This window comes from Brevundimonas sp. KH_058 (genome assembly GCF_057838505.1).
Window position 1 is genome coordinate 2,532,216 of record NZ_CM174469.1, and the last position, 14,988, is coordinate 2,547,203.

The following is a 14,988-nucleotide window of genomic DNA, read 5'->3' on the forward strand; positions in this document are numbered from 1 at the left end:
TTTCACACCGTGACGGGCTGGGCCGTCAGACCGCGCACGCCGAAGATGCGGCGATAGCGTTCGATCTCGGCCGGATCGCCGACGGCCTTTTGCGGATTGTCCGACAGTTTGACGGCGGGCCGTCCGCCGGCCTCGACCACCTTGCAGACCAGCGATATGGGCTCCAGTTCCGGCGCAAAGGCGGGCGAACAGTCGCGGAAATCGTTGGTCAGATTGGTGCCCCAGCCGAAGCTGAGACGGGCGCGGCCGTGGAAATGGGCGTGGGTCGCCTCGATCCCGTCGATGTCCATCCCGTCCGAGAAGATCAGCAGCTTGTCCTTCGGATCGCGCCCATGCGCGCGCCACCAGTCGATCAGGCGGTCGCCGGCCGGGATGGGCGGGGCCGAGTCGGGCCGGAAACCGGTCCAGTCCGCCACCCAATCGGGGGCCTGCTCCAGAAACGCTTCGGTGCCGAAGGCGTCGGGCAGGACGATCAGCAGATTGCCGACATAATGCCTGCGCCACTCGTCCAGAACATCATACGGAACCTGGGCCAGCGCTGCTTCGTCGGGCGCAAGCGCCGCCATCACCATCGGCAGTTCGTGCCCATTGGTCCCGATGGCTTCCAGATCGTTCTCCATCGCGTGCAGCACATTGGACGTGCCGATGAAGGATGATCCCAGCCCTTCCTTCAGCGCCTGAATGCACCAGCGTTGCCACAGGAAGCCGTGCCGCCGCCGCGTGCCGAAGTCGGACAGGGCCAGATCGGGCAAGGCGCGCAGCCGCTCGACCTTGGACCACAGCCGCGTCTTGGCGCGCGAATAGAGGATGTCCAGCTCGAACCGGCCCAGCCGTCGCATCCCGACGCGGCAGCGCAGCTCGTTCAGGATCGCCAACGCCGGGATTTCCCACAGCGTCACCTCGGCCCAGGCGCCCGAGAAGGTCAGCACATACTGTCCGTCCTGAACCGACAGATCATAGTCCGGCAGGCGATAGTCGGTCAGCCAGGCGATGAAGTCGGGCGAGAAGATCTGCTTCACCCCATAGAAGCTGTTGCCCGACAGCCAGACCAGTTCCTTGTTGGTGAAGCGCAGGGTGCGGGCGTGATCGAGTTGCTCACGCAGGGCGTCGATGTCGATCTCGTCGGCTAGACGCACGGTCGTCGTGCGGTTGATGACCTGGAATACGACCGGCACGTCGCGATGCTCGCGCCAGATCATCTGCAGCATCAGCAGCTTGTAGAAGTCGGAGTCCAGCAGGCTGCGGACGATGGGGTCCAGGCGAAAGCCGTGGTCATAGGCGCGTTTGGCGAGGTCCATGGCGCTTCCTACGGCTTCAGCGCGCGTCCGGCCACCACCGCGTCCTTGCCGAACTTCTCGCGCAGCACGTCGATGGCGCGTTCGGTCTTCAAGGTGCGGGTCTCGGGGGTTTGGAACAGGCCGGCGGGCGCATCCTCGGCGTCCTGGACGTCGGCCATGCCGATGCCGATCAGGCGATAGGACGGGCCCAGCTCCGGTTTCAACAAATCGCGCCCCGCCGCAAACAGGGCGCGCGCCGTCTGGACCGGATCGGGCAGGCTGATGCGGCGGGTGACGATCTTGAAGTCGGTGCGGCGCAGTTTCAGCACCAGGACGCGGCTGGCGACACCGTCGCGACGGGCCTTGGACGCCAGCTTCTCACACAGGGGCCACAACTCGGCCTCCAGCGCCTCGGCCGAGATCAGGTCTTCGTTGAAGGTGGTCTCGGCGCTCATTCCTTTGCGATCACGCTCTGGGTTCACGGCGCGGGCGTCACGAGCGTGGGCTAGGTCGTACAGGCGCAGGCCCGACTCGCCGTAGCGTTTGACCAGATCGCGGACATCCGCGCGGGCCAGATCGCCGATGGTCGAATAGCCGTCGCTGCGCAGCGCCTTGCCGAATACCGGGCCGACGCCGGGCAGGGTGGTGACGAGGCGCGGCGCCAGCAGGGCCTGGGCGTTGGCGGCGCCGACGACGGAGAAGCCGCGCGGCTTGTCCATCTCGGACGCCATCTTGGCCAGGAAGCGGTTGGGCGCCAGGCCGATGGAGACGGTCAGGCCGGTCTCCTCCTCGATCTGTTTCTGAAAACGGATCAGCTGAAACGCCGGAGGCCCGCCGTTCAGCCGTTCGGTGCCCGACAGATCGACCCAGGCCTCGTCCAGCGACAGGGGCTGGATCAGAGGCGTCAACCGACCCAACGCCCCCAGGATACGCTGCGATTCGAAGACGTATTTGGTGAAGTCGGGCCTGATGACCACCGCCTCGGGACAGGCCTTCAGCGCCTTGAACATCGGCATGGCGGACCCGACGCCGTACTGGCGCGCGACATAACAGGCGGTGGAGACCACGCCGCGCTTGCCGCCGCCGACGATGACCGGCTTGTCGCGCAGTTCCGGCCGATCGCGCTTCTCCACCGAGGCGTAGAAGGCGTCGCAGTCCATGTGGGCGATGGACAACTGGTCCAGTTCGGGGTCGGCGACGATGCGCCGCGACCCACACGCCGGACAGCGGCGCTCGGGCGGCCCGGCGGGGTTTTCGCCGGTCCACAGACAGTCGCGACAGATGGCCTTGATGGCCACGCTTAAGGTCTCCGTAAGGTTGGCTTCACCCCAACTTAAGACTGCTCGCCTACGAATGCGACCAACGAGGCGTCCCGCGTTAGAGGGACGCGCAGGTCAGGTGATGATGTCCAAGAAAGTCCTCATCGTCGAGGATAACGAGCTGAACATGAAGCTTTTTCATGATCTGCTCGATTCCCAGGGCTACGAGACGTTGCAGACCCGCGAGGGCTTGCAGGCGTTGGCCCTGGCGCGCGCGCACCATCCCGATCTGATCCTGATGGATATCCAACTGCCCGAAATCTCGGGTCTGGAAGTCACGAAGTGGCTGAAGGACGACGAGGAGCTGAGCCATATCCCCGTCATCGCCGTGACCGCCTTCGCGATGAAGGGCGACGAGGAGCGAATCCGTCAGGGCGGATGCGAGGCCTATATCTCCAAGCCCATTTCGGTGATGCATTTCCTCGAAACCATCCGGCAGCACCTCGGATGAGTGCGCGCATCCTCGTCGTCGACGATGTGGACGTGAACGTCCGCCTGCTCGAAGCAAAGCTGACCATCGAATACTACGACGTGCTGAGCTGCAACGACGGCGCGTCGGCCCTGGCCATCGCCGCCGAGCATCAGCCGGACCTTATCCTGCTGGACGTGATGATGCCCGGCATGGACGGGTTCGAAACCTGTCGCCGGCTGAAGGCCCAGGCCGAGACGCGCCATATTCCCGTCGTGCTGGTCACCGCGCTGGACGGGCGTCAGGACCGTATTCGCGGGCTTGAGGCCGGCGCCGACGACTTCCTGACCAAGCCCATCGACGACGTGATCCTGTTCGCGCGGGTCAAGTCGCTGACGCGATTGAAGCACGTCATGGACGAGCTGCGTGAGCGCGAGGAAAGCGGTCGTCGCCTGGGCGTCGATTCGGACGGCGCGGCGCGGCTTCGCAGCGAAGGCGGGCGGGTGCTGATCGTCGACGACGATATGCGCCAGGCCGAGAAGATGGCGGCCGAGCTGAGCGGCGAACACCGCGTCACCATCGAATCCGATCCCGAGGCGGCCTTGGTCGCGGCTAAGGGCGCGCTGGACCTGATCATCGTCAATGTCGCCGCCGCCAGCTTCGACGGCCTGCGGATCGTGGCCCAGGCCAAGTCGGGCGATGCGCGCCGTGCGCCGATCCTGGCGGTGGTGGAGCCGGTCGAGCGGCCGCGTATGGTCAAGGCGCTGGAACTCGGCGCGGCCGATATCCTGCCGCGTCCCATCGACACAGAAGAGCTGTCGGCGCGGGTCCGCACCCAGATCCGACGCAAACGCTACACCGATTTCCTGCGCCAGAAGCTGGACAGCAGCATGGAGATGGCCGTCACCGACGCCCTGACCGGCCTGCACAATCGTCGCTACATGACTGGCCAGCTACAGGCCCTGGTCGGGCGCGCCGCACAGGGCGGGGCCCAGGTCGCGGCGCTGGTGCTGGACATCGACCACTTCAAGTCCGTCAACGACAGCTTCGGTCACGACGCCGGAGACGAGGTCCTGGTCGAGTTCGCCGTGCGCCTGGCCACCAACGTCCGCGCCGTGGACCTGCCGTGCCGGATGGGCGGTGAGGAGTTTGTGGTGGTCATGCCGGGCGCCAGCCTGGAAGACGCCGGCCGCGTCGCCGAACGGATTCGCCGCGATGTCGCTTCCGCCCCATTCCGGGTCATGGGGGGCAAGGAACAGATCACCATCACCATCTCGATCGGCGTAGCCGCCACGACCGGAGACGGCGACACGCCCGAGGGCCTGCTGAAACGCGCCGACGAAGGCGTCTATGAGGCCAAGGCCGCCGGCCGCAACAAGGTCATCGCCAAGGCGGCTTGAGTTTAGGCCCCGTCATCCTCGGGCTCGACCCGAGGATGACGGACACGATGAACATAACGAAAAACGCCCGGCTGGAGACCAGCCGGGCGTTTTCAATTCTGGTCCTCGGATCGGCCTCGCTTCGCTCGTTGTCCGAGGATGACGAGGCTCTAAGGCCTTACTTGATCTTGCCTTCCTTGAACTCGACGTGCTTGCGCACGACGGGGTCGTATTTCTTGACGACCATTTTCTCGGTCATGGTGCGGGCGTTCTTCTTGGTGACATAGAAGAAGCCGGTGTCGGCCGTGGAGTTCAGGCGGATCTTGATGGAAGCCGGTTTGGCCATCGGAATTACCTCTGCGACGGCGAAAGCCGCTTAAAATAAGAGGCGCGGAACATACTCAGGATCACCCCAAAGTCAACGGGCGCGATGCCACGTTGATGCGGTCGGATGCACATATAGTCTGAGCGCATGAAAATCGTATCCCTGCTGGCCGCTGCGGCCCTGATTTCCCTGTCGTCCGCCGGTGTCGCGACGGCTGGACCGACTCCGACCCAGGACGCCTTCATGGCGCGGCTGAACGCCCTGTGCGGCCAGCGATTCGAAGGCCGGGTCGTCACGACAGACGCCGCCGACGCCAGGTTCGCCAGCGAGCGGCTGATCATGCACGTCCGCGACTGTTCGGCGGACGAGGTGCGCATTCCCTTCGCGGTCGGCGACGACCGCTCTCGCACCTGGGTCGTGACCAAGACGGACGCGGGCCTGCGGCTGAAGCACGATCACCGGCATGAGGACGGCACGACGGACGTGCTGCACTTGTATGGCGGCGACACGGCCGGCGCCGGCACGGCCGAGCGGCAGGCGTTCCCGGTCGACGCCGAATCGATCGCCCTGTTCAACGCCAACGATGCGGCCGTCTCGACCACCAATGTCTGGGCGATGGAGGTCCATCCCGACCGGATGTTCGCCTATGAACTGCGTCGTCCCAACCGCCATTTCCGCGTCGAGTTCGATCTGACGAAGCCGGTCGCCGAATAGGTCAGACGATGCGCCAGGCCTGAATCGGCTGCACGGTGGCGCAGGCCGGGCCGCCGTCGCGGGCGCTGCCGGGCAGGACGACCTCCAGCAAAAGCCCGCCGCGCGCCTGCGCCAGCAGATCGGCGGGAATGTCGTGGATGTCGATCTTGGCGCGTCGGCTCCATTCGCTGGCGTGCTGGCCCGCAGACGCGCCGATGGCGATATAGGCGAACCGCCGCGCCGGCCCCTCGCGTCGCACGAATGTCCCGGTCAGCCGCCCGTCGTCGGACAGGGTGACCGGCGCATCGAAGCTGATCGGGCCGTCGTCGGCGATGCGCGGCTCGACCGGCATGTTGGCCTTGTCCTGCAGGCTGTAGGCGACGCCTGCGACCGGGTCGGCGATCGTCAGGCGCAGGGTGATCGTCGATCCGGCCATGTCAGTCCCTGTGTTCGACCGTGTGCCGGCCCCGCACCATCCGCACGAACGGCAGGGGACGGTTCGGGTGTTCCAGTCTCTCCGCCAACTCCCCCAGCACGAAGCGGGTGATGGCGGGTAGGTCCAGCGCACGAGCCTCGTCCAACGGCAGCCAGGCAATCTCGTCCAGCTCGCCCGATCCGGCGGTCGGTTCCGGGCTCAGCAGGGCCTCGGCCGAGGCCATGAAGAACCGAGCGTCGAACCGCCGTGTCCGGCCCGGCGGCGTGATGGCGCGGGCGATGTAGGACAGGACCGACAGGTCGGGCAGGGCGCCCGCCTGCCGATACTCGCGCCACGGTCCGGCGACCGAGGCGCTCGGCGCGGGTCGCCCCAGGATCAGCCCGGTCTCCTCAAAGGTCTCGCGCACCGCCGTCAGGGTCAGGGCGCGGGCGCGCCGGGCGGGCAGTTCGCCTTCCAGCCGCCGCGCGACATCTGACGACAGGTCGCCGGTCGCGGCGGCGGTGAAGTCGCTACGGTCGATTCGCCCGCCCGGGAACACCCATTTCGACGCCATGAAGACATGTCCCGGCGCGCGCCGTCCCATCAGCACCTCGGGTTTGCCGCCGCCCCGCGTCAGGATCAGGGTGGCGGCGTCCTTTGGCCGCTGGGCCCCGCCGACGCGTGGAGCGTCGGCTAGGTCCTGAGCGGCGTCGAAGGGGGCGGTCACGATAATCCTCCCCCATCGGGGGAGGGGGACCGCGCGCAGCGTGGTGGAGGGGGCCAACCCCAGACACGGTGCGTGATTAGCCCCCTCCACCGCTTCGCGGTCCCCCTCCCCCGATGGGGGAGGATTGGGAGGCTCTCGATCACTTCCGCTTGCCCTTGCGGACGCCTTTCAAACCGCCGGCGGGCCGTCCGCCGTTGCGAGGCTTGGGGCCGCCGGGGCGGTTCTTGCCGCGCATGGGCGGGCCGTCGCCGCCGCGTCCTCGCACGCCATAGCGCGGGGCGGGGGCGTTGGGATCGCGGGCTTCGGGTTCACTGAGCATTTCGAACACCAGGCCGCCGGTGACGGGCGTGGCCTCCATCAGCTTGACCTCGACCATCCGGCCCAGCGTGAACCGCTTGCCGGTGCGTTCACCGACCAGGGCATGGGCGCGGTCGTCGTGGGTGAAATATTCGCTGCCCAGGGTCGAGACAGGGACCAGGCCGTCGGCGCCCGTGTCGTCCAGTCGGATGAACAGGCCGAACCGGGTCACGCCGGTGATGCGGCCGGTGAAGGTCGCCCCGACGTGTTCCTCCAGATAGGCGGCGATGTAGCGGTCCATCGCGTCGCGCTCGGCCGCCATCGACCGGCGCTCGGTCATGGTGACGCCCTCGGCGATGGCCGGCAGTTCGGCGATCTCGCGGTCGGTCAGTCCGTCCTTGCCCAGGTTCAGCGCCCGGATCAGGCCGCGGTGGACGATCAGGTCGGAATAGCGCCGGATCGGCGAGGTGAAGTGGGCGTAGCGGTCCAGGTTCAGGCCGAAGTGGCCGATGTTCTCGGGGCTGTAGATCGCCTGCATCTGGCTGCGCAGGACGACCTCGTTGACCACGTCGGCGTGTTCGGTGTCGCGCGTCTCGTCCAGCAGCTTGTTGAACCGCTTGGTCGTGCCCGGCTCGCCCTTGTTCCAAGGCTTGCCGATGGTCGACAGGAAGTCGGCCAGGTTGAAGATCTTCTCCTGGCTGGGCGTGTCGTGGATGCGATAGATCAGAGGCGTCTTCTTCTGCTCCAGCGTTTCCGCCGCGCAGACGTTGGCCTGGATCATCATCTCCTCGATCAGCCGGTGCGCCTCCAGCGAGGTGCGCTTCTCGATGGAGGCGATCCCGCCGTCGGGGGCCATGCGGATGCGGCGCTCGGCGGATTCGATCTGCAGCGGGCTGCGCTTCAGCCTGCCCTTCAACATGGTGTGGTAGGCGTTCCACAGCGGATAGAGGATGGCCTCCATGATCGGGCCGGTGTCGTCGTCCGTTTGCCCGTCGATGGCGGCCTGGGCCTGTTCGTAGCTGAGCTTGGCGTGGGACCGCATCAGGCCGCGCACGAACTTGTGGTCGGTCTTTCGGCCGTCCTTGTCGAAGACCATCCGCACGGCCAGGCAGGCGCGGTTCTCGCCCTCCTTCAGGCTGCACAGGCCGTTCGACAGCACTTCCGGCAGCATCGGTTCGACGCGGTCGGGGAAATAGGTCGAGTTGCCCTTGTCGCGCGCCTCGCGGTCCAGATGGGTTCCGGGCCGGACGTAGGCGGCGACATCGGCGATGGCGACCCAGACGATCCAGCCGCCCTCGTTCTTCGGATCCTCGTCGCGGGCCGCATAGACGGCGTCGTCGTGGTCGCGCGCATCGGCGGGGTCGATGGTGATGAAGGGCACCTCGCGCAGGTCCTCGCGGCCCTTCAGCGTTGGCAGGGCCTGATCCTCGGCCTCTCGCTCGACGGCCTCTGAGAAGCCGGTCGGGATGCTGTGGGCGTAGATGGCTATCAGGGAGGCGGCGCGGGGATCGTCCTCCTTGCCAATGTGCTCCAGAATCTTGCCGCGCTTGGGCCCATAGCGCTGCTCGCCCTTTTCGATGGCGGCCAGGACCAGGTCGCCGTCGCGCAGGTCGCCGGACTGGGCCTGGGGTACCAGCAGCACGTCCTTGGAGCGGCGGTCGACCGGCTCGACGCGGGTCTCGCGCGCCGACTTGCGGATGACGCCCAGGACGCGGTTGGACCCGACGTCCAGCTTCTTGATCAGCCGGGCTTCCCAGCCCTCGTCGCCGCGCTGGAACTTGACCAGCACACGGTCGCCCAGGCCGGGGGCGGTACCGGGCTTGGACTTGTCGGGCATCAGCAGGGCGCGCGGGGCGTCGGCGCTGGCTTCGACCAAGCGGACGTACAGTTCGCCGTCGCCGTCGCGTTCGATCACGTCGGCCACGCCGACGGGGGGCAGGGCGCCGGCCTCGGAAAAGCCCTTGCGGCCGCGCTTGCCCAGCCGGCCTTCTTCTTCAAGCTCGCGGATCATTTCGCGCAAGGCCCGGCGGTCGCTGCCCTTCAGCCCGAAATGGCGCGCGATATCGGTCTTCTCGGCTGATCCGGCCTCGCGCAGGAAGGCGAGGAGGGTGTCTTTGTCGGGGAGACCGGCGGGCGGCCTCTGGGTGGGTTTGGTCAAATCAGTCTTTCATTTCGCCGGCGGTGTCGGCGGGATTGATGCAGTCCAGGTTCAGCAGGCTTGCCGCCTGCGCCATGGGATGATCCAGCGTGATGAGGCGTGCATTCAGCCGTCTGGCTGCGGCGATGTGGATCGCGTCGGGGGTTCGAAGTTTCAGGTCAAGACGACGCACGAGACCGCAGGCGTCTTCGACGTCGGTATCCAGAATCGCGACACGGTCGCCGAATATGTCGATCCAGTCGTCCAGACGCTGGAGCAGGGTCGTCACCTCGGCTTCAGAACGGCGTCCCATTCGCACCAGACCGGAAATTGCGGCCGAACATTCCGCGAGGCACAGGGTGCTGACGCTGATCGTCTGATCATGGCGACGCATGAAGCGCTCGACGTACTCGGCAGACGGTTCGTTGAGTAGAAGCGCCAGCAGGGCGCTAGCGTCAAAATAGAAGCTCATACGCCTTCGTCACGCATCTGACGGATCAGATCGGCAGCCGAAATGTCGAGCGGAGGCAGCGCCTGGCGGCGTTTCGTGAAATCGTCGATTAACGCCAGTCTTTGTTCGCGAGACATAGGCGTGCGCTCGGCGGGCAGGGAACGGATTTCCGCGACGGGCTTGCCGTGACGGGTGATGATCACCTTCTCGCCCTCGATGGCCCTGTCGAGCAGGCGGGGCAGGGTGTTTTTGGCTTCGGCGACGCTGTAGGCAGCCATGAAGTCTCTCCGAATATAGCCATAACTATAGCTATTCTTGGCTGCGTTCGCCAGATGCGGCCCCATGAGCGCGTTTGAACCTTCGGTCCCGGTCAAATCTTGCTTAAGTTGACCGAGTGAATGCGGGGCTTCAGCTTCCGCCGTCCCCGAATGGAGTCTTCGATGTCCCTGCATGCCCCCGCCCTGAGCGCGACCGTGAAGTCGCCGCTGGATCTGATCGGCAAGACGCCGATGGTGGAGGTGACGAAGATCGACACCGGCAAGTGCCGCCTGCTGCTCAAACTGGAGTCCCAGAACCCCGGCGGTTCGATCAAGGACCGGATCGCCGTCGAGATGCTGGATGCGGCCGAGAAGGAAGGCTGGCTGAAGGCGGGCGGCGCCATCGTCGAGGCGACGGCGGGCAATACGGGCCTGGCGCTGACCCTGGTCGGCCGGGCGCGGGGTTATAACGTGCTGCTGGTCATCCCGGACAAGATGTCGAAGGAAAAGATCCAGCACCTCAGGGCGATGGGCGCCGATGTTCGCCTGACGCGTTCGGACGTGCCGCACGGGCACCCTGAATATTACACCGACATGGCCGAGCGGCTGGCCCAGGCCATTCCCGGCGCCTATTACGTCAACCAGTTCGCCAACGCCGCCAACGCCGAGGCCCATGTGAAGACGACGGGGCCGGAAATCTGGGCGCAGACGGGCGGCGACATCGACGCCTTCGTCGCCGGCATCGGCTCGGGCGGCACCATCACCGGGACGGCGCGCTTCCTCAAGAGCGTGGGCTCCAAGGCGCAGATCATCCTGGCCGATCCGGTCGGTTCGACCCTGGCCGGCATCGTCAACAACGGCGTGCCGGGACCGGAAGGCGGCTATACCGTCGAGGGAATCGGCCAGAACTTCGTGCCCGATACGGCGGACATGAGCCTGATCGACAAGGCCTATTCCATCCCCGATGCAGAGGCGATCGCCACCGCGCGCGAGCTGCTGCTGAAGGAAGGCATCCTGGCCGGCTCGTCGTCGGGCACCCTGATCGCCTCGGCCCTGCGCTGGTGCCGCGAGCAGACGGAAGCCAAGACCTGCGTCACCTTCGTCTGCGACACCGGGGCCAAGTATCTGTCGAAGGTCTATAACGACGCCTGGCTTGCGGATCAGGGACTGGGCGAGCGCGAGCTGCACGGCGACCTGTCGGATCTGATCAACCGCAAATACGAGAAGGGCGACGTGGTCGTGGCCGGTCCGGGCGACACCCTGGACACCGCCTTCAAGCGGATGAAGGGCGCCGACGTGTCCCAGTTGCCGATCATCGACGACGGCCGTCTGGTCGGTATCCTGGACGAGAGCGACCTGATCCGCATCATGAACACAGACGAGATCACGCGTAAGGAACGGTTCGCCAAGCCGGTGGCCTCGGCCATGACGCGCGATCTGGACACCCTTCAGGTCAAGGAGCCGCTGGACGCCCTGATCCCGGTCTTCGACCGCGACCGCGTGGCGATCGTGCTGGACGGCGAAACGTTCGTCGGCCTGATCACCCGCACCGACCTGATCAACCACCTCAGCCTCAACCGCTGACATGTCCTGGCTCAAGAAAGTCTTCGGAAAGGCCGACGACGCCGCTCCGCCGTCGACCGGCGAGTTCGAGAGCAGCTTCGTCTATGTCAGGATGCCCGGGGACGTGCAGCCGGTTGAGCGCCACTACCTCTTCGAAGATCCGATTGAGGAGCAGTTGAAGATTCGCAATCTCGGCTATGTCAGCGGCGGAGGCACGATGCAGTCAGAGCCGGACGAGAACGGGATCAGCTCCATCATACTGACCGGTATTGATATCGAGGCGGACGATCTCGACGGGGTTCGCGATCTGCTAAGAACTCTGCTGCCCGGACTGGATGCGCCTATGGAAACCCAGATCGAATACACCGTAGGTGAGACGCGGCTGCAGGATCGGCTGACCGCTGAGGGGTGGATCGAGAACGAGCCTCGCACAGACCTCCATCCTGGCTTTGATCTTTAAGGACGACAGATGAGCGACAAGAAGAACAGCCAGGGTTTCTCGACCCGCGCTATCCATGCTGGACAGCATCCCGACCCGACGACCGGGGCGGTGATGACGCCGATCTACGCCACCTCGACCTATGCCCAGGAAAGCCCGGGCGTGAACAAGGGGTACGAGTATGCGCGGGGCAAGAACCCGACGCGGGAGGCGTTCGAGGCCTGTATCGCCGATCTGGAGGGCGGCACGCACGGGTTCGGCTTCGGATCGGGCATGGCGGCGACCTCGACGGCGCTGGAGTTGCTGGACGCGGGCGACCACGTGGTCACCGGCGACGACCTGTACGGCGGGTCGTGGCGGCTGTTCGAGCGGGTGCGCCGGCGCACCATGGGGCTGGACTTCGCCTATGTGGACCTGAGCGACATCGCTGCGGTCGAGGCGGCGATCACGCCCAAGACGAAGATGCTGTGGGTCGAGACGCCCACCAATCCGCTGATGAAGCTGGCCGACATCGCCGCCCTGTCGAAGGTGGCCAAGGCGCACGGCCTGCTGCTGATCGTCGATAACACTTTCGCCACGCCCTTCTGCCAGCAGCCGCTGAGCCTGGGGGCGGATGTGGTGATGCACTCGGCGACCAAATACCTGAACGGCCATTCCGACATCATCGGTGGGGTGCTGGTGACGGCCGATCCCGACCTGGCGACGCGGATCAAGTTCCTGCAGAACTCGGTCGGCGGCATCATGGGGCCGTTCGACGCCTTCCTGGCCAACCGGGGGCTGAAGACCCTGGCGCTGCGGATGAAGGCGCACTGCGAGAACGCCCTGACGGTGGCGCGGTGGCTGGAGACGCGCAAGGGCGTGGCCAAGGTCATCTATCCCGGCCTGATCGCTCACCCGCAGCATGAACTGGCCGCGCGCCAGATGAGCGGCGGCTACGGCGGCATGGTGACGGTGATCCTGGAGGGCGACCTGGAGCGCACGAAACGCGTGCTGGAGCAGGTCGAGGTCTTCACCCTGGCGGAGTCGCTGGGCGGGGTCGAGAGCCTGGTGAACCACCCTGCGATCATGACCCACGCGAGCGTGCCCAAGGAGGTGCGCGAGGCGGGCGGCGTGACCGACAACCTGATCCGGCTATCGGTCGGGGTCGAGAACGTCGAGGACCTGATCGCTGATCTGGATCAGGCCCTGGGCTGACCCTCGTCGTCCATTTTCAGGGCGACGAAACTGCCTTCGAACCGGCCCGCGGCCTGACCGTTTTCGGTCAGGGTGGCCGCGATCGTGATGCGCGCCTTGCCGCGACGCTGAAACATGGCGACGAAGCGGGGCCAGTCGTCGGGTGAGGCCAGCACGGCGGTTGACTGGAACGCGCCTGCGATGGGCTGATCGTAGTGGACGGTGTTCGACTGGATCACCAGCCGCGCCTTCAGTCCCTCGTATGTGAGTTTGGTGTGAACCAGCGACCAGGCCGAGAGGATGGCGAGGGCCGAGGCGCTGCCGCCGAAGACGGTATCGCGATGATTGATGTTGGGCGCCAGCGGCGCCTGAAGCGTGAGGGCGTCAGCCGTCATGGCCGTTACGCTGACCTGCATCGCGCGAGACAGCGGGATATGATCGTGGAGATAGGACTGGAGGGCGTCAGCGGTCATGACGCCTTCTAGCAACCCTGTAGGCTATGCGGCCAGCCGGGAGTCGATCCGTCTCAGCTAGAGGGAAGGGCGGTCTGGTGGCCGGTGACGGGCGGCAGCTTCTTTTTGGGGGCGGCGCGCTTCACCGGCGCCTTGGCGGCCTTGGGCAGGGCGGCGCGGCGGGCGATCTCGGTGTCGATCACAGGCAGGATATCAGCGGCGGCCATCACTTGTGTCGAGCCGCCGGTTTCGGCCAGGCGCGTGGCGTTGGCGCGCAGGCTGTTGAGGTCGGCGTCGGTCATCGTCGGGATTTTTTCGGCGAGGGTCGTCATGGGTCACGTCCTGATGGAACGGGCTTCAGGGCCGGCGCGCGAGGCGCCAGCCCTTTAGCTGATTGAAGGCGATCTCGACCACGACGCGGTCGCCCAGCAGGGATAGGCCTTTAGGCGAACCAAGCGAGGGCAGGACCGAGACGACGTGGCCGTTGTCCAGACGGACCTTGCGGCCGCCCAGAGGCAGGTGCTTCGTCACGACGCCATCGAAAGCGATGGCATGCGTGTTGAGAAGCGTGTCCTACTCTGCCGCCGTAAGGCGACCAGCGGATTCCTTGCCGGAGCGCGAATCGCGTTCGATTTCGTAGGAAATCTTCTGGCCCTCGTTCAGCGAACCAACGCTCGACGTTTCGACGGCCGAGGCATGGACGAAGACGTCCTTGCCGCCGTCATCGGGAGCGATGAAGCCGTAGCCTTTGGTGGGGTTGTACCATTTTACAGTGCCGGTAGCCATTTGGAGACCTCCGTCTGGCGTTGACCGCAGGGAGGGATCCCTGGTCGGCCTGTCGGGTCTGAATGGGATCGGCTTTTGGACCTCGGTGCGTGATGCAAAGGGAGCAGCGGCGTTACGCAGAGAGATCGACAGACCCTATATGGGCCTCCAGCGCCCTTTCCGCAAGGCGCGGGCTCAGAAGGCGTAGGCGACCTGGGCCACCAGGGCGTCTTCGTACTGTTCGCCGAAGGTGTGGGCGTCGGTATCGTAGTAGCGCAGGTCGAGGTCCAGCGTGTCCGTCACCGCATAGGTCACGCCGGCGTTCCAGCCCGTGTAGTCGGGGGCGCCGTCCTGTTCGCGACGACCGACGGCGACCGTGCCTTCCAGGCGGTTGGTGAAGTCCCAGCCCACGCGGCCCTCGACCCAGGTGAAGGTGTCGGTCGAACCGGGGGCGTCGGGCGAATACTGGACCTGAAGGCGGGCGCTGGCGGGGCCGATGGAGCGGCTGACGTTGCCGGTCAGCTCCACGCCGACCTCATCATAGCCCGCCTGGGCGCCGACGCGCTGCTTGTAGACCGCGTTGAAGTCGAAACGGTAGCCGAAGGCCTCGGGTTGGTAGCCGACCACGAACTCGGCTTCGATGTTGGAGCCGCCCGCCTGGATCGTTTCGAAGCCGGGGCCGGCGTAGAACAGGCCGTTCTCGCTTTTCCAGGTCGCCGAACCGAAGGCGTAGCCGTCGTTACCGGACTTGGACGCATTCTTGGAGCGGTTGTCCGTTCCGGCGCCCAATTCGAACGACCAGGCGTCCCTCGCGGATTGACCTGAGGCGGATTGGGCGACCGCAGGGTTGACCAGAGCGACGGCGGCGAGGGCGGCGAGGGCGGTGGTGCGGATCATGCGGGCTCCAACG

The 14,988-nt window shown here is 66.0% G+C and carries 19 protein-coding genes; 6 read left to right on the forward strand and 13 right to left on the reverse strand.

Annotation, left to right across the window (positions count from 1 at the left end):
• Window positions 1–2 precede the first annotated feature (2 nt).
• On the reverse strand, window positions 3–1,298 hold the full coding sequence (locus tag AC3ISA_RS12460; protein WP_489178128.1) for a nicotinate phosphoribosyltransferase: 1,296 nt from the start codon (window positions 1,296–1,298) through the stop codon (window positions 3–5).
• 8 nt (window positions 1,299–1,306) lie between these two features.
• A complete protein-coding gene (locus AC3ISA_RS12465) occupies window positions 1,307–2,575 on the reverse strand; it encodes a DNA polymerase IV (RefSeq protein ID WP_489178129.1) in 1,269 nt (422 codons plus the stop codon).
• A gap of 106 nt (window positions 2,576–2,681) precedes the next feature.
• Between AC3ISA_RS12465 and AC3ISA_RS12470 the strand changes: the two genes are divergently transcribed.
• Window positions 2,682–3,047, forward strand: coding sequence for a response regulator (locus AC3ISA_RS12470; protein WP_167762544.1), 366 nt, complete (start codon window positions 2,682–2,684; stop codon window positions 3,045–3,047).
• Window positions 3,044–4,405: a PleD family two-component system response regulator gene (locus AC3ISA_RS12475; protein WP_489178130.1), complete on the forward strand. Its 1,362-nt coding sequence runs from the start codon at window positions 3,044–3,046 to the stop codon at window positions 4,403–4,405. The genes AC3ISA_RS12470 and AC3ISA_RS12475 overlap by 4 nt, the downstream gene beginning before the upstream one ends.
• A gap of 157 nt (window positions 4,406–4,562) precedes the next feature.
• On the opposite strand, the gene rpmG is transcribed toward AC3ISA_RS12475, so the two are convergent.
• The gene (rpmG, locus tag AC3ISA_RS12480; protein WP_003164451.1) at window positions 4,563–4,730 is read right to left on the reverse strand and encodes a 50S ribosomal protein L33; all 168 of its coding nucleotides are present in this window, start codon (window positions 4,728–4,730) and stop codon (window positions 4,563–4,565) included.
• A gap of 126 nt (window positions 4,731–4,856) precedes the next feature.
• Between rpmG and AC3ISA_RS12485 the strand changes: the two genes are divergently transcribed.
• Window positions 4,857–5,423 carry a hypothetical protein gene (locus AC3ISA_RS12485; RefSeq protein ID WP_489178131.1) on the forward strand — a complete coding sequence of 189 codons (567 nt, stop codon included), beginning with the start codon at window positions 4,857–4,859 and terminating at the stop codon, window positions 5,421–5,423.
• 1 nt (window position 5,424) lies between these two features.
• Here AC3ISA_RS12485 and AC3ISA_RS12490 read toward each other — a convergent pair whose 3' ends face one another.
• The 5 genes from AC3ISA_RS12490 to AC3ISA_RS12510 form a co-directional block, all read right to left on the reverse strand.
• Window positions 5,425–5,838: a DUF5990 family protein gene (locus AC3ISA_RS12490; protein ID WP_489178132.1), complete on the reverse strand. Its 414-nt coding sequence runs from the start codon at window positions 5,836–5,838 to the stop codon at window positions 5,425–5,427.
• Between the two features lies 1 nt (window position 5,839).
• Entirely contained in the window at window positions 5,840–6,547 is a 708-nt protein-coding gene (locus AC3ISA_RS12495; RefSeq protein ID WP_489180108.1) for an NUDIX hydrolase, read from the reverse strand.
• A 136-nt stretch (window positions 6,548–6,683) separates the two neighbouring features.
• Window positions 6,684–8,999 carry a ribonuclease R gene (rnr, locus tag AC3ISA_RS12500; protein ID WP_489178133.1) on the reverse strand — a complete coding sequence of 772 codons (2,316 nt, stop codon included), beginning with the start codon at window positions 8,997–8,999 and terminating at the stop codon, window positions 6,684–6,686.
• Between the two features lies 1 nt (window position 9,000).
• Window positions 9,001–9,450 (reverse strand): type II toxin-antitoxin system VapC family toxin, encoded by a 450-nt coding sequence (locus AC3ISA_RS12505; RefSeq protein WP_372695173.1) that lies wholly within the window; start codon window positions 9,448–9,450, stop codon window positions 9,001–9,003.
• On the reverse strand, window positions 9,447–9,707 hold the full coding sequence (locus tag AC3ISA_RS12510) for a type II toxin-antitoxin system Phd/YefM family antitoxin (RefSeq protein WP_372695175.1): 261 nt from the start codon (window positions 9,705–9,707) through the stop codon (window positions 9,447–9,449). Before AC3ISA_RS12510 ends, AC3ISA_RS12505 begins: the two co-directional genes overlap by 4 nt.
• A gap of 162 nt (window positions 9,708–9,869) precedes the next feature.
• Here AC3ISA_RS12510 and AC3ISA_RS12515 point away from each other — a divergent pair, with 162 nt between their 5' ends.
• Genes AC3ISA_RS12515 through AC3ISA_RS12525 form a run of 3 tightly spaced genes read left to right on the forward strand, consistent with a single transcriptional unit; the run spans window position 9,870 to window position 12,882 of the window.
• Window positions 9,870–11,270, forward strand: coding sequence for a pyridoxal-phosphate dependent enzyme (locus tag AC3ISA_RS12515; protein WP_489178134.1), 1,401 nt, complete (start codon window positions 9,870–9,872; stop codon window positions 11,268–11,270).
• A gap of 1 nt (window position 11,271) precedes the next feature.
• A complete protein-coding gene (locus AC3ISA_RS12520) occupies window positions 11,272–11,709 on the forward strand; it encodes a hypothetical protein (protein ID WP_489178135.1) in 438 nt (145 codons plus the stop codon).
• Window positions 11,710–11,718: 9 nt separating this feature from the next.
• A complete protein-coding gene (locus AC3ISA_RS12525) occupies window positions 11,719–12,882 on the forward strand; it encodes a cystathionine gamma-synthase (RefSeq protein ID WP_489178136.1) in 1,164 nt (387 codons plus the stop codon).
• Here AC3ISA_RS12525 and AC3ISA_RS12530 read toward each other — a convergent pair.
• The 5 genes from AC3ISA_RS12530 to AC3ISA_RS12550 all read right to left on the reverse strand — a co-directional run bounded on the left by AC3ISA_RS12530 (window position 12,867) and on the right by AC3ISA_RS12550 (window position 14,975).
• The gene (locus AC3ISA_RS12530) at window positions 12,867–13,334 is read right to left on the reverse strand and encodes a thioesterase domain-containing protein (protein ID WP_372695181.1); all 468 of its coding nucleotides are present in this window, start codon (window positions 13,332–13,334) and stop codon (window positions 12,867–12,869) included. The genes AC3ISA_RS12525 and AC3ISA_RS12530 overlap by 16 nt on opposite strands.
• A 53-nt stretch (window positions 13,335–13,387) precedes the next feature.
• Window positions 13,388–13,645 carry a hypothetical protein gene (locus AC3ISA_RS12535; protein ID WP_489178137.1) on the reverse strand — a complete coding sequence of 86 codons (258 nt, stop codon included), beginning with the start codon at window positions 13,643–13,645 and terminating at the stop codon, window positions 13,388–13,390.
• Between the two features lie 25 nt (window positions 13,646–13,670).
• The gene (locus AC3ISA_RS12540) at window positions 13,671–13,844 is read right to left on the reverse strand and encodes a hypothetical protein (protein WP_167762545.1); all 174 of its coding nucleotides are present in this window, start codon (window positions 13,842–13,844) and stop codon (window positions 13,671–13,673) included.
• A gap of 42 nt (window positions 13,845–13,886) precedes the next feature.
• Window positions 13,887–14,099, reverse strand: a complete 213-nt coding sequence (locus tag AC3ISA_RS12545; protein ID WP_008260450.1) for a cold-shock protein — start codon at window positions 14,097–14,099, stop codon at window positions 13,887–13,889.
• 174 nt (window positions 14,100–14,273) lie between these two features.
• A complete protein-coding gene (locus AC3ISA_RS12550; protein ID WP_489178138.1) occupies window positions 14,274–14,975 on the reverse strand; it encodes a TorF family putative porin in 702 nt (233 codons plus the stop codon).
• Window positions 14,976–14,988: the final 13 nt, after the last annotated feature.